Below are 24,742 nucleotides of genomic sequence, written 5' to 3'. Positions count from 1 at the left end.
CTTAAGTCTGGTCGATCCCGTGCAGGGAGAGAAGCGTCCGCATCCGCGCTTCTGCCAGATCGGGGCGGGAAAGCAAGCCTGCCTGGTCGGCAAGGCGGAAGACCTGCGCGTAGTGGGTGATGTCGCGGGAGGATTGGAAGCCAGCGGGCATGATGAAGTGTTTCTGGTGACCGTTCAGCCAGGACAGGTAAGCGATGCCGGCTTTGTAGAAGCGCGTCGGGGCGCGGAAGATCTCGCGCGAGAGGGGGACGGTGGGGGCCAGGAGCTTGTGGTAGGTGAGGGTGTCACCTTCGGCGAGGGCTTCGAGAGCCTGGGACGCGGCGGGTGCGATGGCGGCGAAGATGCCGAGAAGCGCGTGGGAGAAATGGGTCCCGTTTCCCTCGATCAAGGGGGCGTAGTTGAAGTCGTCGCCGGTGTAGAGGCGGACGTGGCCGGGGAGCTTTGCGCGGAACTCCTCCTCGTGGGTCTGGTCGAGGAGGGAGATCTTGATGCCGTCAACCCTGGTCGGGTTCTCGGCGATGAGATCCAGGACGAAGTTGGAGGCTTGCGCGACGTCCGGGTTCCCCCAGTATCCGGTGAGGGCGGGGTCGAACATGGGGCCAAGCCAGTGGAGGATGACCGGGTCCTTGGCCTGGTCGATGAGGCGGCGGTAGACGTGGTGGTAGGTGTCTTGTGAGGCGTTGATTGCCGTAAAGGCACGGGAAGCCATGAGGATAAGCTGGCCGCCTGCGGCCTCGATTGCCTCGGCCTGTTCGGTGTAGGCGGACAGGATGGCATCCGGAGTGGTGAGGGCTTGCAGGGGCCTGTGGTCGGTCCCTGCCCCGCAAGCGACGCGGGGGCGCATCGGGTGGGCCCTGGCGGCGCGCATGGTGCGCTGGATGAGGTCGAGGGCAGTCGGCCAGTCGACGCCCATGCCGCGTTGGGCGGTGTCCATCGCCTCGGCGAGGTGAAGGCCCTGGTCCCAGAGTTGGCTGCGGAAGGCCAGAGTCGCGTCCCAGTCTACGGCGGGACGGGTGTCCCAGGGCGATCGTTCGCGCAGCGGGTCGGAGACGACGTGGGCGGCGGCGAAGGCGGTTCGGGTAAGCGGTATGCGGGGCGCGCGCGGGACAAGGGGGGTGCCAGTGAGGCGGTAGGGTTCCAGACGGGCGTCGTCGGTGGGAAGGGTCAGCATCCGGGCATTCCTCGGGCAGTTTTTAAATTGAGCGCTGACGCGCAAGGCTTTTGTCTCGCCTTTTGCGCGTGAAGAACGCGCAACGGCTTGGTCATTGGGGGCGCTTCGCCCCCCAAACCCCCAGAGGATACTTGTGCAAATGTGAAAGGTTTGGGGGAGGCGGGAGTCATGGGGTGCTTTCCACCGGCAGATCGAAGACGAGAATGCCGTCGATGCCACCTTGAGCTGCGGCGACGAGGGCCGCGCCGACGCGCTTGTGGTCGGGGTGGACTTGGTAGGCAGCCAGGGCCTGCCAGTCGGCGAAATCGACAGTGAACCCGTGCAGGTAGCCGCGTTCGATCTGCTCGGGACTTTCCGAGCGGCCGGAGTGGATGGCGAGAATGCCGGGGAGTTTGAGGGTGTGGAGGTCGGCGAAGATAGACTGGATGTGGGCTTCAGTGACGTCGGGGCGGGCTTTCAGAAGGACGAAATGGCGGATCATTTGCGGGCTTCCTTGATGAGGTCGGCGGCTTTCTCGGCGATCATGATGGTGGTGGCGTTGGTGTTCGAGGAGACGACCGTGGGCATAACCGAAGCATCGACCACGCGAAGGTTGTCGATGCCGTTGAAGCGGAGACCGGGGTCGACGACAGCCTCCATGTCCGCGCCCATGCGGCAGGTGCCGGCGGGGTGGTGGTCGGTCTTGGCGTTCTTGACCGCGTAGTCGAAGTAGTCCTGGTCGGTCTTGACCTGCGGTCCCGGCAGGCGTTCGGCGAGCACGAAGGGTTTCAGGGCGGGTTGGCGCATGATCTCTTGCGCGAGTTTCAGGCCCTTGATCGACATTTCCCTATCGTACGGGTCTTCCCAGTAATTCGGGTCGATCAGGGGGGCGGCCTTGGGGTCTGCCGATGCCAGACGCACAGAGCCCCGGCTGCGGGGGCGGAGGAAGGCGGAGTTCAGGGTGACGCCACCTTGCGGCATGGCGGCGACGCCGGCCTCGATGCCCGAGCCGAGGCCGAGGTGGAACTGGATGTCGGGGGACCGCGCGGAGGGGTCGGCGTACCAGAAGCCGCCAGTTTCGAAGAGGGAGGAGGCGACGGGGCCTTTCCGTGTCAGGAGGTATTGCAGTCCCGCCAGCGCCGACCAGTGCGGCTTGGCGTATCGGTCATAGGTGTGGGGGCCGGTGCATTCGGCGATGACGAAGAGGTCGAGGTGGTCCTGCAGGTTGGCGCCGACCTGCGGGCGATCGAGGACGACGGGGATGCCATGGCGTTGCAGGTCGTCGGCAGGCCCGATGCCGGAGAGCTGCAGGAGTCGGGGGGAGCCGATGGCGCCTGAGGAGAGGATGACCTCCGTCGTGGCGCGGTGGGTGGTCTCGGATGTCTGGACGCCGACCGCCCTGCCCTTTTCCACCACGATCCGCAGGACCTGCTGGCCAGTTTTCACGGTCAGGTTTGAACGGGAAAGCGCGGGCTTGAGGAAGGCGGTTGACGTCGATGAGCGGCGGTACCAGCGCTGGGTCAGTTGGTAGTAACCAAGGCCATCTTGGCTTTCGCCGGTGAAGTCGCGGTTCCGGGGGATGCCAAGTTCGGCCCCTGCATCAAAGAAGGCTTCGCAGATCGGCAGCGGCGCGCGGGGCTGGCTTACGCCGAGGGGGCCGTCCTTGCCGTGGTAGCGGTTGTCGTGGGTGTCGTTCGTTTCGGACTTGCGGAAGTAGGGGAGCACGTCCTCATAGCCCCAGCCGGGGCAGCCCATCTGGCGCCAGTCGTCGTAGTCCTGCGCGTTGCCGCGCGTGTAAAGCTGGGCGTTGATCGATGAGCCGCCACCGATCACCTTGGCCTGGGTGTAGCGGATCTGCATACCCTTCATGTGGCGCTGCGGGACGGTCTGCCAGCCCCAGGAGCCGATGCCCTTGGTCATCTTCGCAAAACCGGCGGGAAGGTGGTAGAACGGGTGGCGGTCGCGGCCCCCGGCCTCCAGCAGCAGAACCCTGGCTGACGGGTCCTCGGTCAGGCGGGCGGCAAGGACGCAGCCTGCGCTTCCGCCGCCAATGATGATGTAATCGTAGCCTTCGGTCATGGTCACAGTCTTTCGATGGAGAGCCCGCCGTCGACGGGGATCACCGCGCCGGTGGCAAAGGCGAACTGGCCGGTGACAAGTGGGATCACGGCCCGCCCGATGTCGGACGGTTGGCCCCAGCGACCTGCGGGGACGAGGCCACCTGCGATGCGGGTGTCGTACTTGTCCTTCACGCCAGCCGTCATGCCGGTTTCGATGATGCCGGGGCGGAGTTCGAAGACGCCGATGTTGTGGGGGGCAAGGCGGAGAGCGAGCGTCTGGGCGGCCATCGCGGCAGCAGCCTTGGAGATGCAGTAGTCGGCGCGCTCGGGGCTGGCCATCTGGGCCGAGACGGAGGTCACGAAGGTGATGGAGCGGTAGTGGGGGCTTTGCGTGGCCAGCATGCGTTTGGCGACCTGTTGAGCCAGGAAGAATCCGCCGGTCAGGTTGATGCCGAGGATCCAGTCGAAGTTCTCGGGCGTGATGTCCAGCATGTCGCCGCGGACTTTTGCTGCGACTCCGGCGTTCTGGATCAGGGCGTCGAGGGGACCTTGTTGGGTTTCAATATTTTCGAGGAGAGCGGGGATCGCGGCCAGGTCGGAAAGGTCGTGGCGATAGTAGCGGGCCTCGGGACCCAAGGTTTGCAGGGCGTCCTGGACGGAGGCGTCCTCGGGGGCGGAGCGGGAAGCAACCGCGAGGCGAAAGCCTTGGGCGGCCAGGGTCTGGGCGATCCCGAGGCCGATGCCTTGCTGGCCTCCAGTGACAAGGGCGAGGGGCTTCATGGATGGGCTTTCGCAATGTGGTCGCCCGCGCGCAGGGCAAGGGCAGCGATGGTGAGCGAGGGGTTCACGGCGGCGGAGGTGGGAAGCACCGAGGCGTCGCAGATGTAGAGGTTGTCGAGGTCGTGGGCTTTCAGGTTCGGGTCCACGACCGAGGTTTGCGGGTCCGAGCCCATGCGGTTGGTGCCACTTTGGTGGCTCGGCTTGGACTTGGGGAAACCGCGCGACAGGGTGATCGGCCAGCCCGCCTTGCGCATGGCCTGTTTCAGGCGTTGCACGAGGAGGTCGTGGGCGCGTGTGTTGGTCCTTTTCCAGTCGAGGACGACCTCGCCATTCCGCCAGAACACGCGGGAGTTGGGGTCGGGCAGGTCCTCGGACATGGCCATGATGTGGATCGAGTGGTCGGCGATGTGGTGGGAGAGCCAGAGGGGGAGGTTTGCCTCGCCTGCCAGGATGGGGCCGGTGATCCGGCCGAGCATCTGGATGTTGCCCAGGGGTTCGTTGTTGGGGCCGCCGGTCAGGTAGAAGTCGTTGATCTGAATTGTCTTTTCGTAGGTCGTGCGGTTCCGGCGGAACGGGTTGTAGGCGACCATGCCGGTGAGGTTGTGGTTCATGAAGTTGCGGCCGACCTGGTCGGATGTGTTCGCAAGGCCCCGTGGGTGGTCGTCGTTGGCGCTGGCGAGGAGGAGGGCGGAGGAGAGGATTGCTCCGGCTGACAGGACGACGAGGGGGGCGGTCAGGGTCTCGCGGGTGCCTTGGCGGTCTACCTCGATGCCGGTTATGCGGCGGCCTTCGGCGAGGAGGCGGGTGACTTTCGTGTTCGTTTGCAGCGTGACGTTGGGGTGTTTCTGCGCCTGAGCCAAAGCGCAGGATTCGGCGTCGGATTTGGCGCCGGTGGTGCAGGGGAAGGCGTCCCAGCCGGTACGGGCGCGCTTGAGCCAGGCGTCGATGTCGACCCCCAGCGGAAGGGCGGAGACGTGGAGGCCCTGGGCCTTGAAGGCCTGCCTCAGGCGGGTGATGTCGGGCTCGTCCGGGACGGGGGGGAAGGAATAGGGGGCGGAATGGGGCGGCTCGGTGGGGTCGCCCGCGACGTCGCCCCGGACGCGGTACAGCGTTTCGGCGCGGGAGTACCAGGGTTCGAGGGTCTCATAGGGGATCGGCCAGCCGGGGGTGGTGCCTTCGAGATGGCGGAGGGGGCGGAAGTCCTCGGCCCGGTAGCGGAGGAGGACGGCGCCATAGAACTTGGTATTGCCGCCGACATAGGCGTAGTTGCCGGGGTGCAGGGGTTCGCCGGTGATGTCGCGCCAGGTTTCGTTGGGTTTGTAGTGGCCGCGCTGGAAGATGGCGGCGGGGTCGCGGGCCTCGGGCGTGTCGGGCAGGCGGTCGCCGCGTTCCAGGATCAGGATGCGACGGCCCGTCGGCGCAAGCGCGGCCGCCAGGGTCGCGCCGCCCATCCCGGAGCCGATGATCAGGACATCAGGTTGCATTCAGGGGGTGATCCGTTCCTCGGTTGTCGGATCGAAGGCTACGGCCTTTTCCATGTTGACGGCAAAGTCGAATGTCTGCCCGGCCGCGACATTCGCGTCAGCACGCATCCGGGCGATGGTGTCGCGGCCCGAAAGGGTCATGGTGACGAAAGTGTCGGAGCCTGCGGGTTCGGTTACGGTCACGCGGTAGGTGAAGGGTTGGATGTTGCCGGACTTGCGGTCGGCGCCTTCGGGGTCGGTGATAGCCTCGGGGCGGATGCCGAGGAGGATAGGCTTGCCCTCCCACGCCGCGAGGTTGGCTTGGCTGAAGCGCAGATAGCGCGGGGTGCCGTCGGCGTCGGTGATTGCGGCGTGGGGGTGGCCGTTTTCGATGACCACCGTGGCTGGGACGATGTTCATGGCAGGCGAGCCCATGAAGGTGGCGACGAAGAGGTTCGCCGGGGTGTCGTAAATCTCTTTCGGCGTGCCCAGTTGCTGGACATGGCCCTTGTTCATCACCGCGATGCGGGTCGAAAGGGTCAGTGCCTCGATCTGATCGTGGGTGACGTATACGATGGTGGTCTTAAGCTTCTGGTGCAGCTTCTTGATCTCGGTCCGCATGTCGACGCGGAGCTTTGCGTCGAGGTTCGAAAGCGGCTCGTCGAAGAGGAAGACATCCGGGTTCCGCACCAGGGCGCGGCCCATCGCAACACGCTGGCGCTGGCCGCCGGAGAGCTGGCCGGGTTTGCGGTCGAGGAGGTGGTCGATCTGGAGGAGCTTGGCCACATCGGCCAGGGCGCGGTCACGTTCCGGTTTCGGGACGCCGTGCATTTCCAGCCCGAAGGTCATGTTCTGGCCGACGGTCATGTTGGGGTAAAGCGCGTAACTTTGGAACACCATCGCGATGTTGCGCTTGGAGGGGTGTACCCCGTTAACCACGCGGCCCTTGATGGCGATCTCGCCGCCGGAAATTCCTTCCAGCCCCGCGATCATGTTCAAAAGCGTGGACTTGCCGCAGCCGGAGGGGCCGACGAGGACGAGAAACTCGCCTTCCTCGACCGCGATGTCGATGCGGTGCAGAACTTCCACCGGCCCGTAGGATTTGGTGACGTTGCGGATGTCGAGAAAGCCCATTTTGGTCCTCATATCGTTGGGTGGCCCCATCCCACGGGAGGGAGGGATGGGGCCGGTTGCCTTACCGGGCCGCCGCGATGGCGTCGGCAAGGGCGGTTGCGGCCTCTTCTGGGGTCTGGTCGGAGTTGAAGAAGGCAGTGATGGCGTCGGTGGCGGCCCCCACGACAGCGGCGTTGGCGGCGTGGGTGCCGGCGAAGGTCGGGACGGCGGTGCCGGCGGTGTCGTTGCTAGCGAGGGCGGTGGAGGTCGCCTGGGCGCAAGTATCCATCGCCGAAAGGTCGATGTCGGTGCGGGCCGGGATCGCGCCCTTGGCCTGGTTGAAGGCGATCTGGACGGCGGGGTCCATGATCGCGCTGGCCAGCACCTCTTGCCCCTTGATGAGGTCGGCTTCAGTTTGGGTAAAGAGCGACAGCGAGTTCACCAGGTAGACGAAGCCGTCACCCTTGGCTTTGGGCACTGGGATGCAGGCGTAGTCGTCGCCGGGCTTCTTGCCTGCGTTGGTGAATTCACCCTTCGCCCAGTCGCCCATGATCTGCATCGCGGCCTCGCCGTTGGTGACCATGGCGGAGGCCAGGTTCCAGTCGCGGCCCGGGAAGTTCGCGTCCACCATGCCGCGCAGGGCGGCCATCTGGGCGAAGACCGCGACCATCTCGGGCCCGCGCAGGGTGGCGTCGTCAAGGTCGATCAGCGCCTTCTTGTAGAAGTCCGCCCCGCCTACGCCCAGGGCGACGGCCTCGAACATGTAGGCTTCCTGCCAGGCCTGACCGCCGTGTGCCAAGGGGACAATCCCCGCCTCAAGGAACTTGGGGGCCAGCGCGTTCAGCTCTTCCCATGTCGTGGGATGGGCCGCGCCGATCTTGTCGAAGGCGGCCTTGGAGGCCCAGATCATGTCGGTCCGGTGGACGCTGGTGGGGACGCTGACGTAATGGCCGTCGATCTTGGTCCAGTCCTTCACCGCTTGCGGCAGGGCGGCGTCCCAGCCTTGCGCCTCGGCCAGGGCATCGACGTTGCCCAGCATCCCCTCGGCGGCCCAGTCGGTGATCGTCTGGCCCAGCATCAGCATGGCGGCGGGCGGGTTGCCGGAAGCGATGCGGGCCTGGAGCGCGGTCTTGGCCTGGTCGCCCCCGCCCCCGGCGACGGGCGCGTCGGTCCAGGTGACGCCCTCGGCCACCACCTTGTCGCGGACGGCTCCCAGCGCGGCAGCTTCGCCTCCGCTGGTCCAGAAGTGCATCACCTCGACCGAAGGCTCGGCGAAGGCGGGGGTCGCGAGGAGGAGTGCGGTGATGGACATGGCTCTCATATGCGGTATTCCTTCCGGTGTTCGCCCTTGTTGGTGTGAAAGCGGGCTTGGGTTGAACAAAGACCGTCGGGCGGTTGCCGCCGCCCGGCGGTCGGCCTTACCCCTTCACGCTGCCCGCCATCAGCCCGCGCACGAAGTAGCGGCCTGCGACGATGTAGACGAGGAGGGTGGGAAGGGCGGCAAGGATCGCGCCTGCGAAGTGCACGTTGTATTCCTTCACGCCGGTCGAGGATTGCACGAGGTTGTTCAGCGCCACGGTCATCGGCTGCGAGGTGCCGCCGAAGGAGACGCCGAAGAGGAAGTCGTTCCAGATGTTGGTGAATTGCCAGATGACCGAGACGACGGCGATGGGGCCGCTGACGGGCAACAGGATACGCCAAAAGATGCGGAAGAACCCGGCCCCGTCGATCATCGCGGCGCGGACGAGTTCGGTGGGGAACGACGCGTAGTAGTTGCGGAAGTAAAGCGTGGTGAAGCCGATCCCGTAGACGACGTGGACGAGGATCAGACCGGGGACGGTGCCCGCGAGGCCGAGTTTGCCCAGGACGACGGCCATCGGGATCAGGACGATCTGGAACGGGATGAAGCAGGAGAACAGCATCAGCCCGAACACCCAGGTATCCCCCCGGAAGCGCCATTTGGTCAGGACGTAGCCGTTGAGCGCGCCGATGATGGTGGAGATGGCGACGGCGGGGACGACCATGAGGATCGAGTTAAGGAAGTAGGGTTTGAGGCCCGTGGGCTCGACCCCGATCTGGGCAGTGGACCAGGCAGACCGCCAGGGGTCGAGGGTCCATTCGGACGGCAAGGCCATCATGTTTCCGCCGGTGATTTCCTGCAGCGGTTTCAGGGAGTTCACGCCCATGACATAAAGGGGCAGAAGGTAGAAGAGCGCGAAGAGGATCAGGACCAGGTAGATGAAAGCCCGGGTGATGCGGCCGGTGGAGACGGCGGTGTCTTGCGTGACAGCGGACATCACTTCTTCTCCTTCAGCTCGGCATAGAGGTAGGGCACCATGATCGCGGCGATGGTCATCAGCATGATGACCGCGCTGGAGGCGCCGATGCCCATCTGGTTCCGCGTGAAGGTGTAGGAATACATGAAGGTCGCGGGCATCTCGGTCGCCCGGCCCGGGCCGCCGCCGGTCAGCGCGATGACAAGGTCGTAGGATTTGATCGCGAGGTGGCTGAGGATGACGAAGGCTGACAGGAAGGCGGGGCGGAGGAGCGGGATCACGATGCGGCGGTAAAGCTGCCAGTTCGACGCACCGTCGATCTGGGCGGCCTTCAGGATCTCGTTGTCGATGCCGCGCAGACCCGCGAGGAACATCGCCATCACGAAACCGCTCGTCTGCCAGACCGCAGCGATGACGATGGTATAAAGCGCCATCTCACCGTCCTTGATCCAGGTGAAGGAGAAGCTTTCCCAGCCCCACTGGTGCATGATCCGCTCCAGCCCGATGCCGGGGTCGAGGAACCATTTCCAGGCGGTGCCGGTGACGATGAAGGAAAGCGCCATCGGGTAAAGGTAGATCGGGCGCAGGACGCCCTCGCCCCGGATTTTCTGGTCAAGGAAGATCGCCAGCATCAGGCCGATCAGCGTGCAGATGGTGATGTAAAGCGTGGCGAAGATCGCGATGTTGACGATCGCCGTGCTCCAGGCCGGAAGGGCGAAGAGCTTTTCGTAGTTCTCGAAGCCGACCCAGGTGAACTTCGGGAGCATCTTCGAGCCGGTGAACGAGAGGACCACGGTGAACAGGATGAAACCGTAGACGAAAAGCAACGTCACGGCGAAGGAGGGGGCGAGGACAAGCTTTGGAAGCCAGTCCTGCAGCGTCGTGCGGAAATCGGCCTTGGTGGCCATCGTCGTCCTCCCGTGGATCCAGGGGCCAAAATCCTTGGGTAAGGATTTTGACAGATTCCTTCCTTAAGGAATTTGGGTCGGGGGGCAGATGGCCTGCCCCCCTTCCAGGCGGTTACTGTGCGGCGGCAACGGCTTCGGCCAGCGCGGCAGCAGCAGCTGCCCCGTCAGCATATTCGCCGTTGAAGGCCGCGGTGATCACGTCATAGGTCGCGTTCTTCACCGATGCCGGGGCCGCGTGGCCATGCGCCATCGAGCCGAAGAGCGTGCCAGCGCCCGAGGCTTCCGCCAGATCCGCCATGCCCTTCTTGCCGCAGTCATCGAAGGCCTCGTTCGAGACGTCGGTACGCGCCGGGACCGAGCCCTTCACCACATTGAACGCCGACTGGAACACCGGGTCCATGATCGCCTTGGCCATCGCGACCTGGGCTTCCTGCTTGGCCGGGTCGGTCTGGTTGAACATCGCGAACTGGTCGGAGTTGAAGGTCACCGACCCTTGGGTGCCAGGGAAGCGGATGCAGACGAAGTCAGTGCCGGGGACTTTGCCAGCCTTCAGGAACTCGCCCTTGGCCCAGTCGCCCATCATCTGCATGCCCGCTTCGCCGTTGATCACCATGGCAGAGGCGAGGTTCCAGTCGCGGCCCGAGAAGTTGTCATCCACGTAGCTGCGCAGCTTGATCAGGCGGTTGAAGGCTTCGGCCATTTCCGGGCCGCCAAGTGCTGCGGAGTCGAGGTCGATGAAGGCCTTCTTGTAGAGATCGCCGCCCATGCCAAGAACCACCCCGTCAAACACGGTGGCTTCCTGCCAAGGCTGGCCACCGTGCCCAAGCGGGGTAATCCCGGCCTCTTTCATCTTGTCGAGGACGGCCACCAGTTCATCCCAAGTCGTGGGCGCGGCAAGGCCAGTAGCATCGAGGGCAGCCTTGTTGATCCAGACCCAGTTGGTCGAGTGGACGTTGACCGGGGCCGCGACCCATTTGCCGTCCGAGGTCGAGAAGCCTTGCAGTGCGGCGGGAACGACCTTGTCCCAGCCCTCGGCGGTCGCGGTCGCGGTCAGGTCGGCCAAAGCGCCTTCGCCAGCCCAGTCCAGGATGTCGAACCCCAGCATCTGCACGGCGGTCGGCGGGTCGCCGGCGGTGACGCGGGCGCGAAGGGCGGTCATGGCAGCCTCGCCACCGCCCCCGGCGACAGGCATGTCGACCCAGCCGGTTCCGGCGGTGCCGAGATTGTCTTTCAGCACGTTCAACGCGGCGGCCTCACCGCCCGAGGTCCACCAGTGCAGGACCTCCACGTCCTCGGCGAAGGTGATCGAGGTCGACATCACAAGGGCCGCAGCTGCGGTCATCGTCTTTCCGAAAAGGCGCATGGTTTCCTCCCGTTTTGCGCTTCGTTTGCCCGCTTCAGCGGGGTCTTACCCAAGGCGCCCGCGTGCGGCCGATCCGCATGACGAGCGACTTGATTTCCATGAATTCATCCAGGCCCTGGCGGCCGATTTCGCGCCCGAGACCCGATTGCTTGACGCCGCCGAAAGTCACTTCGGGGAAGCCGTCCATCCAGGTGTTGGTCCAGACGGTGCCTGCCTGCGCCCGGTGCGCGAACGTCATGCAGGTGTGGATGTTCTCGCTCCACACGCCTGCCGACAGGCCGTAATCGGCGTCGTTCACCAGGTGCAGGGCTTCGTCCAACGTGCGGAAGGTAAGGACAGTGAGCACCGGGCCGAACACCTCTTCCCGGGCGATGGCCATGTCCGGAGTGACGTTGGTGACGATGGTCGGTTGGTAGAATTGCGGGCCAAGGCCAGGGACATCCAGTGCCTCCCCGCCCAGCGCGACCGTGGCCCCTGCCTTGCGTGCGGCTGTCACGTAGCCGTCGATCTTCGCGCCATGCTCGCGGCTGACGATGGCGCCGACCTGGGTGGCCGGATCCAGCGGATCGCCAAAGGCAACCTGTTTCGACAATTCGACCACACGTGCCGTGAAGACCTCGGCGATGTCGGCGTGGACGATGATCCGGCTGCCCGAGTTGCAGCATTGGCCGACGTTGAAATAGACGCCGAAGACCACGGCATCGGCGGCAGTGTCGAGGTCAGCGTCAGGGAAAATGACTTGCGGGTTCTTGCCACCAAGTTCCAGGGCGACCTTCTTCAACGTGCCGGAAGCCGCCGCAGCGATGCCCCGCCCGACAGCGGTGGAGCCAGTGAACGTCACCATGTCGACGCGGGGGTCCGAGGCAAGGGTTGCGCCAACGGGTTGACCATAGCCCAGGACGATGTTCACCACGCCGGCGGGTAGGCCCGCCTCAATGAGAAGCTCGCCAAGGATGACGGTGGTGGACGGGGTCAGTTCGGAGGGTTTGACCACGCAGGTGCAGCCGGCGGCCAGGGCAAACGGGAGCTTCTGAGAGAGAATCCAGAACGGGAAGTTCCAGGGCGTGATGATGCTGACGACGCCGACGGGCTCCTTGAGGACCACGGCCAGCATGTCCGGGCCAAGCGAGTTGTGGCTGTCGCCATGCAGAGTACGTGCCAATGACGCGGCGTAGCGCCACAGGTCGGCGGCGCCGGAAACCTCGCCGCGCGCCTGAGTGATCGGCTTGCCGGATTCCAGCGTCTCGATCAGGGCCATGCGGTCCACGTTGGCTTCGATCAGGTCGCCTACTTTCAGCAAGAGGGTCGCGCGAGCTTTCCCGGAAAGCTGGCTCCAGCGGCCATCGTCAAAGGCGGCGCGGGCGGCGGCGATAGCCGCCTCTGCTGTTTGGATCGTTCCAATCGGCGTGCGGCTGACCACGGTGCCGTGGGACGGTGACATGCGATCGATCCATCCAGTGTCGCTGTACCGGGTCTGACCCGGCACCTCGGACGGGGTGGCAGAGGACACGGGGCCAGCCAGGGACGGGCTAAACGCGCCGCCGATCAAGTGTCGGTTGATGCGCACCTCGGGAAGGGTTGCGCCGCTGCCGGGGATCACAGTCAGGTCAAGCATGTCAGGTCCCCGGGAATTCTGGTTTGCGCTTCGTCTGGAAGGCCGCGACCCCTTCTTGCCGGTCGGAACTGGCGGCTATTGCGGCGGACCCAAGCGCCTCGATCAGGGCCGCGCTGTCCTCCCCTTGTCCGGCGTGGATCATCGCCTTGGTGATCTCGGTCGCGCGAGGCGACAGGGTGGCGGCTTTCTGGGCGATTTCCTGCGCTGCTGCGCTTACGTCCTGGACCACTTCGGCGACAAAACCGCAGGCGAGAAGGCGATCTGCGGGGATGCGGCGGCCAAAAAGAGCCATTTCCTTCAGCATCCCCTCCGGGACGAGGCGGGCGAGGCGTTGCGAACCTGACCAGCCGGGGACGATGCCGACGCTGGCCTCGGGCAGTGCGATGGTGGCTGCCGGCGTAATCAGGCGGATATCGCATGCGGCAGCGAGTTCGAGGCCTCCGCCGAAGGCATGACCGTTCAACGCGGCGATGGTGGGTTTCGACAGACGCGCGAGGCGGTCGAAGATGCGGTGGCCGCCGCGCACCCAGGTGCGGGCGAACTCGGCCGGGGAAAGGCTGCCCCAGGCGTTGATATCTGCACCGGAACAGAATGCCTTCTCGCCCTCAGCCGTGACGATCACCGCGCGGACCTCTGGACGGGCCTCGACAAGTTCCAGGTGGCTTGCCAGTTGTGCCAGCATGTCCACGGTGAAGCAGTTGAGCTTCGTCGGGTGGTCGAGTGTCAGCGTTGCGACCGGCCCTGCAAACTGGAGGCGAACGTCGGGAGTATGCGTGGTCATGGTTGCCACCCCATCGGGCCTTCTGCGAGAAGTGACAGGGACATGGTGGAGGCGTTCTCGGCCACAGTGACCCTGCCCTGGGAGGCGGCGATGATGTCGCGGGCGGGATCGATCCCCGGCATGACCTCCGTCGCAACCAGCCCCTTCCCGGTCAGTCGGATCACGCAGCGTTCGGTGACATACAGCACCTCTTGCCCCTGTTGGCGGGCCCGGTTGCCGGAGAAGGTGACATGCTCGACCTTGTCGACCATCTTGCAGAACCTGCCGGGGGTGGCGACGGTCAGCCCGGAAGGTGAGATGGAAACCCCTGCCCCGGCTTCGAACCAGCCTGAGAAGACGATCTTGCGGGCATGCGAGGTGATGTCGACGAAGCCGCCGCAACCGGCCGTCAGATAAGGCTTCTTGCCAAGTTTGGAGACGTTGACGTTGCCCTCCACGTCGATCTCCATGAAGGACAGGAACGACAGGTCGAAGCCCGCGCCCTGGAAGTAGATGAACTGCTGCGGCGAGGGCATGTAGCCCCAGGCGTTCGAGGCACAACCGAAGGCGAAGCCGGTCAAGGGCATGCCGCCCACGGCGCCCTGTTCGATCGCCCAGGTGATGGCCTCGGGGTGGCCTTCCTCAAGCAGGATGCGCGGCACCATCGCGCTGATGCCGAAACCGAGGTTCGCCGTCATGCCGCCCCGAAGCTCCATCGCGGCGCGGCGGGCGATGACCTTTTCGACGCCTTGTTCGGCCAGGCTGAAGCTGGACCAGGGCCGCATGATCTGGCCCGAGATCGCGGGATCATAGGGCGTCTCGCAGGTCTGCTTCTGGTCAGGGTCAAGGACGATCAGGTCGACCAGATGCCCCGGCACCCGCACATCGTGGGGCCGCAAGCTGCCCCTAGCGGTCAGGCGGGAAACCTGCGCGATCACCAGCCCCCGGTTGTTCCGTGCAGCGATGGCCTGCTCCAGTCCGCCCAGATAGGCGCCTTCGTTTTCGTAGGTCAGGTTCCCGTTCTCGTCCGCTGTTGTCGCGCGCAGGATGCAGACGTCGGGCTGGATGTTCGGGAAGTGGAGCCAAGTGTCGCCGTTGAACTCCACCCGGTGCACGATGGGCGCCGCGGCCCCGCGGGCGTTCATCGAACACCCCTCGCGAATGGGGTCCGCGAAAGTATCCATCCCGACCTTGGTCAGCACACCCGGTCGGCGGGCGGCAGCCTCGCGGTGCATGTCGAACATGATGCCTGATGGCACGTTGTAGGCCGCGACCCGGTCCTCGACGATCATCTTCCAGATCTCGGGCATCGGGAGGTTGGAGGAGCCCGACGGGTAGGACCCCGCCAACACCCGCGCCAGAAGCCCGTCCTGCGCGATCCAGTCCATGCCCTTGACGCCGTACATGTCCCCCGCCGCAATGGGGTGCAGTGTGGTGATCGCCTGCGGGTGGCCCTCGGAGCGGAAGCGGTCACCCAAGGCCTTCAGGACCAGATCGGGGCAGCCCAGCGCCGAGGAGGAAGACACCGTGACCACTGCTCTGTCGGCGATGCGGGCCACGGCCTCAGATGCTGTGACAAGCTTGCTCATGCCGCCCTCCCGTAATCCACCACCTGCCGGATGCCGGTCCGTGCGGCCTCGCGCACGGCCAGGGCAACGGCCAGCGAGGCGACGCCATCCGCGCCACTGGCGGCGGGCTGGCCCGTCCCTCCGACGGCGGCGAGGAAGTCAGTCACGCCCTGGACATAAAGATTGTGCGCCGAAAAAGGCACTCCCTCGCGGCCTTCCGCCGTCACCAGTTCCACCTCACCCACCGGCAGCTGCGTCATCACCCCCCGCGCAATGATCGAGCCGTGGGTGCCGTGCACCTCGAGGCCCGAGCCTGCGAACGGATGGGTAAAGCTTTCATGGCTGGAGACCATGGCGCCCGAAGGCATGGTCCAGACCGACATGGCAGAGTCCTCGACCCCCTGTCCCATTCCGCTGGCACCCATCTGGGCCACCACGGCCAGCGGGTCCTCGCCCAAGAGGAAGCGCGCGACATCGGCGTCATGCACGGTGATATCCGGGATCACCCCGCCGCCCGCAGCCGCGTCGTTGATCCGCCAGCCCTGCAGATTTGCGGGCAGGTGTACGGCATGGAACAGCCGCAGCGACAGGACACGGCCGATGCGCTCGGCCCTGATCAGGTCGCGCACTGCGCGATGCGACCCTGAGCAGCGCAGGTGGTGGTTGGTCGCAAACACCACTTTCGCCACGTCGGCCGCACCGACCATCTCAGCCGCCTCGGCCACGGTCATCGCAAGCGGCTTTTCGCAAAGGACGTGCTTGCCCGCCGCGATGGCGGCCAGCGCCTGGGTCCTGTGCTTTTCGTTGGTCGAGGAAATATAGACTGCCTGGATCGACGCGTCGTTCAGAAGGATCGCAAGATTATCCGCCGCCTGGTCTATTCCGTGCCCGTTTGCAAAGCTCCGCGCCCGCTCAAGTGACGTGCTGACCACTGTCTGCACTTCCCCCCCAGTCGCGCGGATTGCCGCAATCATGTGCTGCTCGGCAATTGTGCTTGCCCCGATCAACCCCCAGCGCATAATTCCCCATTGTATTTTGGATCGTTCCAAATAACCTTATGGAACGATCCAAATCGCGTCAAGTGCCTTTCCTCGCGACCAAGCAGACCGCAGCTGCATGCTGGGCGCAGGCTACTGGCATCTGCGACTTTGTCCGATATGCTTGGCAACGAATTATCGCCGAGGGATAACATGCCTGCACCCCTGAACCGCCTGAAGCATCGCCTTGCAATGGGCGAAACCCTTTATGGCTGCTGGCTTGGCATGGCGGGCCCCTACCCGGCAGAAATGGCGGCGACCTGTGGCTTCGACTGGCTGGTGATCGACGGAGAACATGCGCCAAACGATCTGAGGGCGACCCTGGCGCAACTTGCGGTCATCGAGCCATCGCCCAGCCTTCCGGTCGTGCGGCTGCGCGACGACGATCCGGCACGGATCAAGCAGATTCTGGATGCAGGGGCGCAAAGCCTGCTGATCCCGATGATCGAAAGCGCGGATCAGGCCCGGCGCGCCCTGGCTGCCACGCGTTATCCGCCCGATGGCATTCGGGGCGTCGGCTCGTCCGGAGCGCGCGCCTCGCGGTTTTCGGCCGTGCTGGACTACCTGACCACGGCCAATGACCAGATCTGCCTGATCCTGCAGGTCGAAAGCCGGGCGGGTCTGGCGGAGCTGGCCGAGATCCTTGCGATTCCGGGCATCGACTGCGTCTTCATCGGGCCATCTGATCTGGCCGCCGACATGGGCCACCTCGGCAATCCCGGCCACCCGGAGGTCCAGGCCGCCGTACTGGATGCGATCCGCCTTATCTCTGCCTCGGGCAAGGCGGCCGGGGTGCTGTCCACCGTGGACCCGTTCATCGCCGATTGCGTGCAGGCAGGTGCCCGGTTCGTGGGCGTGGGGATCGATGTCCTCGCCTTTGTCGGCGCATTGCGGGCGCGGGCGCGAAAGTTCAATCCGGGGTAAGGCTCGTCGATGACTTCGTCACTCCTCGCGGGCCACCCCAAGGAGAAGACGACGTCGAACGAAGCTCCTTCAGCCCACCAAGGCCAGCGCCCGGACCGGCGATCCCGTCCCGTCCTTGATCTTGAGCGGCGTCGCGATCAGGATTGCCCCCTTGGCCGGCAGCTGGTCCAGGTTGCACAGGCTGGCCAGCCCAAAGCAGTTGTCCCGGTGCAGGAAATTGTGCGCCGGGAACGGCGGGCTGAACTTGGCCGCCATCCCTGCGTCGGTGCCGATGCACTGGGTGCCCCAGCCGACGATCCCCTTGCCCAGAAGGTAGTCGATGCAATCCGTCGACGGACCCGGGGAATGCGAGCCGTCTTCATAGGGGTCGGGGTCCTCGTTCAGGAACAGTTCTTCGTCGTCGGACCGCTTGTCCCAGTCGGTCCGCATCAGCACCCATTCGCCGGGTCCGATCTGGCCGTGCTTCGCCTCCCAGGCCTTCACATGAGCCGCGGTCAGAAGGAAGTCCGGGTCGGCCGCGGCTTCCGCAGAACAGTCGATGACATTCACCGGCGCGATCAGCCGCTGGACCGACAGGGTATCGGTAAAACCGTCCGGGTGATCCTTGCCCGACAGCCAGTGATGCGGCGCATCGAAATGGGTGCCCGAGTGTTCGCCCAGTTCCAGCCAGTTCCAGGCCCAGAACGGCCCGTCAGTGTCGTATTCGCTGATCCGGTGGATGGCGACCTTGGGTGTGTTCCGCGCCATATCCTCGGGCAGGCGCAGGATCGGTGTGTCCGGCCCCAACTGCGCGGTCAAGTCGACCACCCTGACACCGCCGGTGGCAAGGCCAGAGCCCAGAGCGGCCATCACGTCCGCCGCGCCTTTGGCCGGCTCTCCCTGCCCCGCAAAGCGCCGCCGGCGGCGGGCCATCACCTCGGCGACCATATCGAAGACGGCATCGACTGCGCGTTCTTCGGTCACGAAACCCGGCGACATCCGCAGGATCGGGCCACGGGCGTCTACCGAGTAGCCCTCGACCCCAAGCGCGCCGACGCAGGCGGCGGCTTCGGCCCTGTCCGGCATCCGGATCATGACCGCGCCGCCGCGTTTGTCGGCGTCCCGGGGAGAATGGAGCGGCAGGTCCAGACGGTCCGCCCGCTCGATCACCCGATCCACCAGACGGCGGTTGTGGGCGGCCACATCGCGGAGATCCTGTTTCGAGAACCACTCCATCGCGGGCAGCGAGGCGATGGCAGCGACCGACCCCGGCGTGCCCGTGTCGAAGCGACGGACATCCGGCGCGTATTCGAACTTGTCGAGGTCCCAGGAGAAGGGGTTGTTCTGGCTGAACCAGCCCCGGCCTTCCGGCGTCAGGGTCGGGATCAGGTCCTTGTCGGCATAAAGGATCCCGGCGCCGGGCGTCCCGCACAACCATTTGAGGCTGGTGGAGACGACGAAATCGACCTTCGGGTTCAGCGCGTCAAAGGGCATCAGGCCCGCGCCTTGGGTGATGTCTGCCACCATCAGGCTGCCCATCGCGCGCCCGTGGGCGACAAGAGCCGGGTAGTCCATCTTCGACGATCCGATCGAAGTGACCCAGGTCAAGAGGGCAAGGCCCACATCCGGACCCCAGTGGCGCAGGTAATCCTCGGTCTCGACCCAGGCACGACCCTCGCTGAGCGGGACCGTCGTGAGGGTGAACCCCATTTTCGGACCAAGACCCTGGAGAAGGAAGTGGAGCGAGGGAAAGCAGTCGGCGGCCACCAGGACCCGCTTGCCGCGCAACATCCCTTCGGGAAGCGCGCGCAGGATCTTCTGCAGCCCCTCGGTCACGTTGTCGACCGTGGTCAGGCTCCCTTTCGGGACATTGATCAGCCGCCGCCAGCGGTCGATGAAGTCCTGTCGCTTGCGCAGGACGTAGCCCCACTGCTTGTCGTTCGGGGCGGCCCAGACTTGGCTGAACTCGGCCATTGCCAGGGCAAGGTCCTCCTCCTTGCCGGGATAGATCCCGATGGAATGGTAGAGGAAGTAGCCCCCTTCGGTCGTGTTGCGCGTCATCTGATGCGGCCCTCCCCGGCCTTCCGGCGCGAGAGTGCCAGCGGGGGGCGGGCACTGCAAGAGGGCGAACTGCCCACGGTGGACAAATCGGGTAGCCTTCTAGTTATCAATAGTTTAGCCGCGGGTGTTCAGGATTCCTTAAGAATTTCCCCGCACCACCCCGCGGCCCTGGCAATGCCGAAGACCGCGCCGGCCAGAACGTCTGCCGTGCCATCCGGGTGGACCAGGAAGGAAGCAGGCTTGCCCGCCGCACGGCAAAGCGCCAGCCCCCCGGCGCAGTCCCACAGGCCGCCGACGCGCGGCTCGATATAGCCCCCAAGCCGCCCGGTCGCGACCAGCATCAGCGAAAGCGCGCAGGAGCCGAATAGCCGGGGAGCATGCCCGGCGGCTTCGATGGCGGTCTCGACGGCGTGGCGGTCAGCGGCGGGCCAGCGCGGGTTGCGACCGATGCCGATGCAGGGGTGATCCGCGGTGCGGGAACCCAAGGCAAGGCCGGTTTCTACGATCGGGCCAGCCACCTCTCCCACGGCCATCAAACCCAGAGCAGGCGCGAAGACGCCGCCCGCGACGGGTCGCCCCTGATCCATCAGCCCAAGCGAAATGGTCCAGAATGGCAGGCCCGACAGAAAGTTCGCGGTGCCGTCAATCGGATCGACCGCCCAGAACCGGCCATCGGCGGCGCCCCCCATTTCCTCGCCGAGGATACCGTCGCCAGGGAAATGTCGGGTCAGAAGCCGCCGGAGGGTCATCTCGACAGCCCGGTCTGCATCCGAGACGAAATCACCCGGCGACTTCGCGGATACGACCCGCTGATCAAGAGTGTCGTAAAGGCCCAGCGCCTGAGCGCCAGCCTCGGTCAGGATGTGCGAGAGGGTATCAAGCATCGCCCGACCATAGGCAGGGCGTCGCGCGCCGGATAGTCGAAATGCTGACCGTTGGCGGCCGCCCTCCGGCCATGTGGCGATGCGCCGGGAGGGGCGGTGGCTTTGCGCCAACGGCATATAAAGTGCCGCAATGCAGGCATCCGGGGTCCGCCCTGCCCTATTGCCGGGCATCCGGCAGACCGACTGGCCCGATGGCTGCGCGTGCCGCTTGTGCCGAATCGGGAAAGAGTTTTACCTCTTGGTAAAAATCGGACAGCAACATGGGGATGGGAAAGACAATGACCACGGGAACCTTCACGGTATCGCGGCGCGGGCTGCTTCTGGGCGGTGTGGCCGCGACGGCGGCGGCGAACCTGCCTTTGGCGGCATGGGCGCAAGAGCCGATCAAGATGGCGGGCATCTATACGGTGCCGGTCGAACAGCAGTGGGTCAGCCGCATCCACATCGCCGCCGAGGCGCTGAAGGCTGCGGGCACGGTGGACTACACCTACACCGAGAACGTCGCCAACACCGACTACCCCCGCGTGATGCGAGAATACTGCGAGGCGGGCGTCAAGCTGATCGTGGGCGAGATCTTCGGAGCCGAGGCCGAGGCGCGCGAAGTTGCAGCGGAATACCCGGACGTGGCCTTCCTGATGGGGTCCTCCTTCATGCCCGACGCGGCGGCGAACCCGAACCTTGCGGTCTTCGACAACTACATCCAGGACGCGGCCTACCTGTCCGGCATCGTCGCGGGCGGCATGACGGCAGGCAACATCGGCATGGTCGGCGGCTTCCCGATCCCCGAGGTAAACCGTCTGATGCATGCCTTCATGGCCGGCGTGCGCGAGGTGAAACCGGATGCGAAGTTCCAGGTCAGCTTCATCGGGTCGTGGTTCGATCCGCCGAAGGCCAAGGAGACGGCATTCGCGATGATCGACGGTGGGGCGGACCTCCTTTACGCCGAACGCTTCGGCGTCAGCGATGCGGCCAAGGAACGCGGAGGGCTCGCGATCGGCAACGTGATCGACACGCAAGCCGATTATCCCGACACGGTGGTCACGTCCGCGCTGTGGCACTTTGAGCCGACGCTGAACGCAGCGGTCGCGGCCATTCAGGGCGGGACTTTCAAGGCCGACAACTACGGGGTCTATTCCTACATGAACGTCGGGGGCTGCTCGCTGGCGCCTTTGGGCACGTTCGAGGGCAAGGTCCCGGCCGAGGTCATGGCGCTGGTCGCCGAGAAGGAAGCCGCGATCAAGGACGGCAGCTTTACCGTGGCCATCGACGACAGCGAACCTGCGTCGTCGTGACCCTTGGGAAGGAGGAGGCGGAGGTTGTCCTCCGCCTCGACCGCATTTCCAAGCGGTTCGGCGCGCTGAAGGCCAACAATGCGGTGTCCTTGACATTGCGGCGCGGCGAAGTCGTGGCTCTGCTCGGGGAAAACGGGGCTGGCAAGACCACGCTGATGAACATCCTGTTCGGCCATTATGTGGCCGACGAGGGTGTGGTCGAGGTGTTCGGCCAGCCCTTGCCCCCCGGCAACCCGCGTGCGGCGCTGTCGGCCGGGGTGGGCATGGTGCACCAGCATTTCACCCTGGCGGGCAATCTCACGGTGCTGGACAACATACGTCTGGGGACCGAGGGGCTGTGGTCTCCCAGCGTCTCGGGCGCACGGGCGAAGGTGGAGCAGCTTTCACGCGACTTCGGCCTGGCGGTGCATCCCGATGCGAAGGTCGGTCGCCTGTCGGTCGGGGAACGCCAGCGGGTCGAGATCCTAAAGGCGCTTTACCGCAACGCCCGCATCCTGATCCTGGACGAACCAACAGCGGTCCTGACCCCGCAAGAGGCCGAGGCGCTGTTTGCCACCCTGCGCAAAGCCACGGCACTAGGGCTTTCGGTAATCTTCATCAGCCACAAGCTGCATGAGGTGATGGCGATTGCCGACCGTTGCGTCGTGCTGCGGCATGGCCGCGTCGTGGGCGAGGTCGACACCCATGCAACTGATCGGGGCGCGCTGGCGGCGCTGATGGTCGGCGGAGAGCTGTCGCTGCCCCGGGCCGAAGCGCGGGCCCCCGGCGCGGTGCTGATGAAGCTGGACCGGGTGTCGACGCCGGACCGCGGTGCGGCCCCGGGGCTGAAGGCGGTCACGCTGGACCTGCGGGCCGGGCAGATCACGGGCCTTGCGGGCGTGTCGGGCAACGGGCAGGCCGCGCTGGCAGAAATCCTGGGCGGGTTGTCGGTGCCGTCGTCGGGGCAGATCGTGCTGGGCGATCACCCGGTGGCCGGCTGGTCGCCGGGCGAGGCCTTGGCGCGGGGGGTCGCTCGGATCCCCGAAGACCGGCACCACCAGGGCAGCATCGCCGATTTCGACCTGACCGAGAACGCGGTGCTGGAGGGCTACCGGACGCGCTTTTCCCACCGGGGCTGGATGAACTGGCGCGCGGCGCGGGAGTTTGCCGAAGGCATCATCAAGGGTTACGACGTGCGGTGTCCGGGGCCGGAGACACGGATACGGCTTCTGTCCGGCGGAAACATGCAAAAGCTGATCCTGGGGCGGGCGATGGCCCCCGGCCCTCGGGTTATCCTGGCGAACCAGCCGGTCCGGGGCCTGGACGTGGGCGCGATCGCCTATGTGCAAAGCCAGCTTATCGCGGCGCGGGACCGGGGGGCGACGGTGCTTCTGATCTCGGAAGATCTGGACGAAATCATGGGGTTGTCGGATGTCATTCATGTGATGTCTCAAGGTCGCCTATCGCCCGCGTTCGCGCGCGGGACGATGACGGCGGCGGAATTGGGGTTGTGGATGGCCGGGCAAAGGTTCGGGGAAGCAGATGCGGCTTGAACCGATCGCCAATCCCTCGGCCGCGCGGCAGTTGGGCCTGCCGGCGCTGGCGTTGGTGGCCACGCTGGGGGTCGCCATGCTACTGGCGCTGATCGCGGGGGCAAACCCCCTTGCGGTGCTGGGCCAGATCGCGACGGGCGCGCTGGGGTCGAAACTGGCGGTGCTGGAGACGCTGAACCGGGCCACGCCGCTGATCTTCACGGGGCTGGCCGTGGCTGTGGCCTTCCGCGCAAAGCTTTGGAACATCGGGGCCGAGGCGCAGCTTTATGCCGGGGCGATCATGGCGGTCGTGCTGGGGACCGGAGCACTGGGAAGCCCCTGGGTCCTGCCGCTCTCCGCGCTGGCCGCAATGCTGGCGGGGGCGGCGCTGCTGCTGGGCCCCGTCCTTCTGAAGACGCGGCTGGGGGTGGACGAGGTCGTCACCACCCTCCTGCTCAACTTCATCATGATCCTGTTCGTCAGCTATCTGCTGGAAGGTCCGATGAAGGACCCGATGGGGATGGGCTGGCCGAAGTCGACGCCGCTGATCCCCGAGGCCCGCCTGCCCCGCCTTGTCGAGGGGTTGCGGCTGCACTGGGGCTTTGCCCTGGCCATCCTTGCAGCAATCATCGTCTGGGTGATCCAGACCCGCACGACCCTGGGTTTCGAAATCCGGGCCGTGGGGCAGAACCCCGAGGCGGCGCGGTTCGCGGGGATGCCGGTTAATGCGGTGCTGGTGAAGACGGCGCTTCTGTCGGGGGGCCTTGCGGCGCTGGCGGGGTGGTCCGAAGTCGCCGGGCTGAAGGGTCATCTGTCATCCGACCTGTCGCCGGGGTTCGGCTATACCGGGATCATCGTCGCGATGCTGGCGCTTCTCCATCCTTTGGGAGTGGTCGTCACCGCGATCTTCGTGGCGGGGATCTTCGTGGGGTCCGACGCGATGAGCCGGGCGGCGGGGGTGCCGACCTATATCGCCGACATGCTGATGGCGACGGCGCTTCTCTTCATGGTGCTGGCGATCCTTCTGTCAAAGGTCCGGGTGGTGCGGGGATGAACGAGATCATCGACATCCTCATATCGGCCAGCTTCTGGGCGGCGGTGATCCGCATCGCCTCGCCCCTGATCCTGGCGACGATGGGGGAGCTTATCTGCGAACGGGCCGGGGTGCTCAACCTGGGGATCGAGGGGATCATGGTCATCGGGGCCTTCACCGGCTGGATGGCGGTCTACCAGGGGATGCCCTTGTGGGGTGGGGTCGCGGTGGCGATGGGCGCGGGAATGCTGTTCGGGCTGCTCCATTCCACCCTGACGGTGCCGTTCGGGCTGTCTCAGCACGTCGTCGGACTGGGCGTCACGCTGTTTGCCACCGCCTCGGCCTCCTTCGCCTATCGGCTGATGCTCCCCGAAGTGACCAGCCCGCCGAAGATCGAGCCATTTCAGCCGCTGGACATTCCGCTGCTCAGCGACCTTCCCTGGCTGGGCGAGGCGATCTTCTCGCAGACGGCGCTGACATGGGCGGCCTTTGCCGTGGCCGGGATCGTCGCCTTCACGCTTTACCGCACCCCGCTTGGCCTTGCGGTGCGGGCGGTGGGGGAAAACCCGGCGGCGGTGGAGGCGCAGGGGCTTTCGGTGACCGGCCTGCGGATGGGTGCGGTGATCATGGGCTCGGGGCTGATGGCCGTCGGGGGCGCGTTCCTGACGCTGTCGGCGTTTTCCAGCTTCTTTTTCGAGATGGTCAACGGCCGCGGCTGGATCTGCATTGCCCTCGTCGTCTTCGGAGCCTGGAAACCGGGCAAGGCGGTGCTGGGGGCGATCCTGTTTGCAGCCTTCGACGCGCTGCAGATCCGGTTGCAGCAGACGGAACTGGGGGCTGTCCTGCCCTACCAGTTGTTCCTCGCCCTGCCCTTCATCCTGTCCATCCTGGCGCTGATCCTGATGTCGCGCCGGGCCGAGGTGCCTGCCTCGCTGATGGTGCCTTACAACAAGGGGGAACGCTGA

General features: G+C 65.7%; 21 protein-coding genes. 5 read left to right on the top strand and 16 right to left on the bottom strand.

Annotated elements, in window-relative coordinates:
• Window position 1: 1 nt before the first annotated feature.
• From Q0C42_RS10850 to Q0C42_RS10785, 14 genes are all read right to left on the bottom strand, one after another.
• The gene (locus tag Q0C42_RS10850; protein ID WP_295075177.1) at window positions 2-1,171 is read right to left on the bottom strand and encodes a dihydrodipicolinate synthase family protein; all 1,170 of its coding nucleotides are present in this window, start codon (window positions 1,169-1,171) and stop codon (window positions 2-4) included.
• A 166-nt stretch (window positions 1,172-1,337) separates the two neighbouring features.
• The gene (locus Q0C42_RS10845; protein WP_295075174.1) at window positions 1,338-1,652 is read right to left on the bottom strand and encodes a Dabb family protein; all 315 of its coding nucleotides are present in this window, start codon (window positions 1,650-1,652) and stop codon (window positions 1,338-1,340) included.
• Window positions 1,649-3,229 carry a GMC family oxidoreductase gene (locus Q0C42_RS10840; protein ID WP_295075171.1) on the bottom strand — a complete coding sequence of 527 codons (1,581 nt, stop codon included), beginning with the start codon at window positions 3,227-3,229 and terminating at the stop codon, window positions 1,649-1,651. Before Q0C42_RS10840 ends, Q0C42_RS10845 begins: the two co-directional genes overlap by 4 nt.
• A gap of 2 nt (window positions 3,230-3,231) precedes the next feature.
• Window positions 3,232-3,990 carry a 3-ketoacyl-ACP reductase gene (locus Q0C42_RS10835; protein WP_295075168.1) on the bottom strand — a complete coding sequence of 253 codons (759 nt, stop codon included), beginning with the start codon at window positions 3,988-3,990 and terminating at the stop codon, window positions 3,232-3,234.
• Window positions 3,987-5,474: a GMC family oxidoreductase gene (locus tag Q0C42_RS10830; protein ID WP_295075165.1), complete on the bottom strand. Its 1,488-nt coding sequence runs from the start codon at window positions 5,472-5,474 to the stop codon at window positions 3,987-3,989. The genes Q0C42_RS10835 and Q0C42_RS10830 overlap by 4 nt, the downstream gene beginning before the upstream one ends.
• The gene (locus Q0C42_RS10825; RefSeq protein ID WP_295075162.1) at window positions 5,475-6,587 is read right to left on the bottom strand and encodes an ABC transporter ATP-binding protein; all 1,113 of its coding nucleotides are present in this window, start codon (window positions 6,585-6,587) and stop codon (window positions 5,475-5,477) included. It abuts the gene before it with no gap.
• A gap of 61 nt (window positions 6,588-6,648) precedes the next feature.
• Window positions 6,649-7,887 carry an ABC transporter substrate-binding protein gene (locus Q0C42_RS10820; RefSeq protein ID WP_295075158.1) on the bottom strand — a complete coding sequence of 413 codons (1,239 nt, stop codon included), beginning with the start codon at window positions 7,885-7,887 and terminating at the stop codon, window positions 6,649-6,651.
• A gap of 97 nt (window positions 7,888-7,984) precedes the next feature.
• Window positions 7,985-8,863, bottom strand: coding sequence for a carbohydrate ABC transporter permease (locus Q0C42_RS10815; protein ID WP_295075155.1), 879 nt, complete (start codon window positions 8,861-8,863; stop codon window positions 7,985-7,987).
• Window positions 8,863-9,750 (bottom strand): carbohydrate ABC transporter permease, encoded by an 888-nt coding sequence (locus tag Q0C42_RS10810; protein WP_295075151.1) that lies wholly within the window; start codon window positions 9,748-9,750, stop codon window positions 8,863-8,865. The genes Q0C42_RS10815 and Q0C42_RS10810 overlap by 1 nt, the downstream gene beginning before the upstream one ends.
• Before the next feature lie 112 nt (window positions 9,751-9,862).
• Entirely contained in the window at window positions 9,863-11,092 is a 1,230-nt protein-coding gene (locus Q0C42_RS10805) for an ABC transporter substrate-binding protein (RefSeq protein WP_295075337.1), read from the bottom strand.
• Between the two features lie 55 nt (window positions 11,093-11,147).
• The gene (locus tag Q0C42_RS10800; RefSeq protein WP_295075148.1) at window positions 11,148-12,728 is read right to left on the bottom strand and encodes an aldehyde dehydrogenase family protein; all 1,581 of its coding nucleotides are present in this window, start codon (window positions 12,726-12,728) and stop codon (window positions 11,148-11,150) included.
• Between the two features lies 1 nt (window position 12,729).
• Window positions 12,730-13,509, bottom strand: coding sequence for an enoyl-CoA hydratase/isomerase family protein (locus Q0C42_RS10795; RefSeq protein WP_295075145.1), 780 nt, complete (start codon window positions 13,507-13,509; stop codon window positions 12,730-12,732).
• Window positions 13,506-15,077, bottom strand: a complete 1,572-nt coding sequence (locus Q0C42_RS10790) for an acyl CoA:acetate/3-ketoacid CoA transferase (RefSeq protein ID WP_295075142.1) — start codon at window positions 15,075-15,077, stop codon at window positions 13,506-13,508. The genes Q0C42_RS10795 and Q0C42_RS10790 overlap by 4 nt, the downstream gene beginning before the upstream one ends.
• The gene (locus Q0C42_RS10785) at window positions 15,074-16,075 is read right to left on the bottom strand and encodes a Gfo/Idh/MocA family oxidoreductase (protein ID WP_295075139.1); all 1,002 of its coding nucleotides are present in this window, start codon (window positions 16,073-16,075) and stop codon (window positions 15,074-15,076) included. Before Q0C42_RS10785 ends, Q0C42_RS10790 begins: the two co-directional genes overlap by 4 nt.
• A gap of 171 nt (window positions 16,076-16,246) precedes the next feature.
• Here Q0C42_RS10785 and Q0C42_RS10780 point away from each other — a divergent pair, with 171 nt between their 5' ends.
• Window positions 16,247-17,017 (top strand): HpcH/HpaI aldolase/citrate lyase family protein, encoded by a 771-nt coding sequence (locus Q0C42_RS10780; protein ID WP_295075136.1) that lies wholly within the window; start codon window positions 16,247-16,249, stop codon window positions 17,015-17,017.
• A gap of 69 nt (window positions 17,018-17,086) precedes the next feature.
• On the opposite strand, the gene Q0C42_RS21630 is transcribed toward Q0C42_RS10780, so the two are convergent.
• Together Q0C42_RS21630 and Q0C42_RS10765 are read right to left on the bottom strand one after the other, a co-directional pair.
• Complete coding sequence (locus Q0C42_RS21630; RefSeq protein WP_367115729.1) at window positions 17,087-19,057, bottom strand: aminotransferase class V-fold PLP-dependent enzyme; 1,971 nt, start codon at window positions 19,055-19,057, stop codon at window positions 17,087-17,089.
• 128 nt (window positions 19,058-19,185) lie between these two features.
• Complete coding sequence (locus Q0C42_RS10765) at window positions 19,186-19,941, bottom strand: inositol monophosphatase family protein (RefSeq protein ID WP_295075132.1); 756 nt, start codon at window positions 19,939-19,941, stop codon at window positions 19,186-19,188.
• A gap of 278 nt (window positions 19,942-20,219) precedes the next feature.
• Here Q0C42_RS10765 and Q0C42_RS10760 point away from each other — a divergent pair, with 278 nt between their 5' ends.
• Genes Q0C42_RS10760 through Q0C42_RS10745 form a run of 4 tightly spaced genes read left to right on the top strand, consistent with a single transcriptional unit; the run spans window position 20,220 to window position 24,742 of the window.
• Window positions 20,220-21,233 (top strand): BMP family protein, encoded by a 1,014-nt coding sequence (locus Q0C42_RS10760; protein WP_295075129.1) that lies wholly within the window; start codon window positions 20,220-20,222, stop codon window positions 21,231-21,233.
• Window positions 21,230-22,765, top strand: a complete 1,536-nt coding sequence (locus tag Q0C42_RS10755) for an ABC transporter ATP-binding protein (protein ID WP_295075126.1) — start codon at window positions 21,230-21,232, stop codon at window positions 22,763-22,765. The genes Q0C42_RS10760 and Q0C42_RS10755 overlap by 4 nt, the downstream gene beginning before the upstream one ends.
• Window positions 22,755-23,798, top strand: coding sequence for an ABC transporter permease (locus tag Q0C42_RS10750; RefSeq protein WP_295075123.1), 1,044 nt, complete (start codon window positions 22,755-22,757; stop codon window positions 23,796-23,798). Before Q0C42_RS10755 ends, Q0C42_RS10750 begins: the two co-directional genes overlap by 11 nt.
• Complete coding sequence (locus Q0C42_RS10745; RefSeq protein WP_295075120.1) at window positions 23,795-24,742, top strand: ABC transporter permease; 948 nt, start codon at window positions 23,795-23,797, stop codon at window positions 24,740-24,742. The genes Q0C42_RS10750 and Q0C42_RS10745 overlap by 4 nt, the downstream gene beginning before the upstream one ends.

Origin of the sequence: Tabrizicola sp. (genome assembly GCF_022842145.1) — a bacterium.
Classification (GTDB): domain Bacteria; phylum Pseudomonadota; class Alphaproteobacteria; order Rhodobacterales; family Rhodobacteraceae; genus Tabrizicola.
This window is presented reverse-complemented; position numbering and strand designations above follow the sequence as displayed.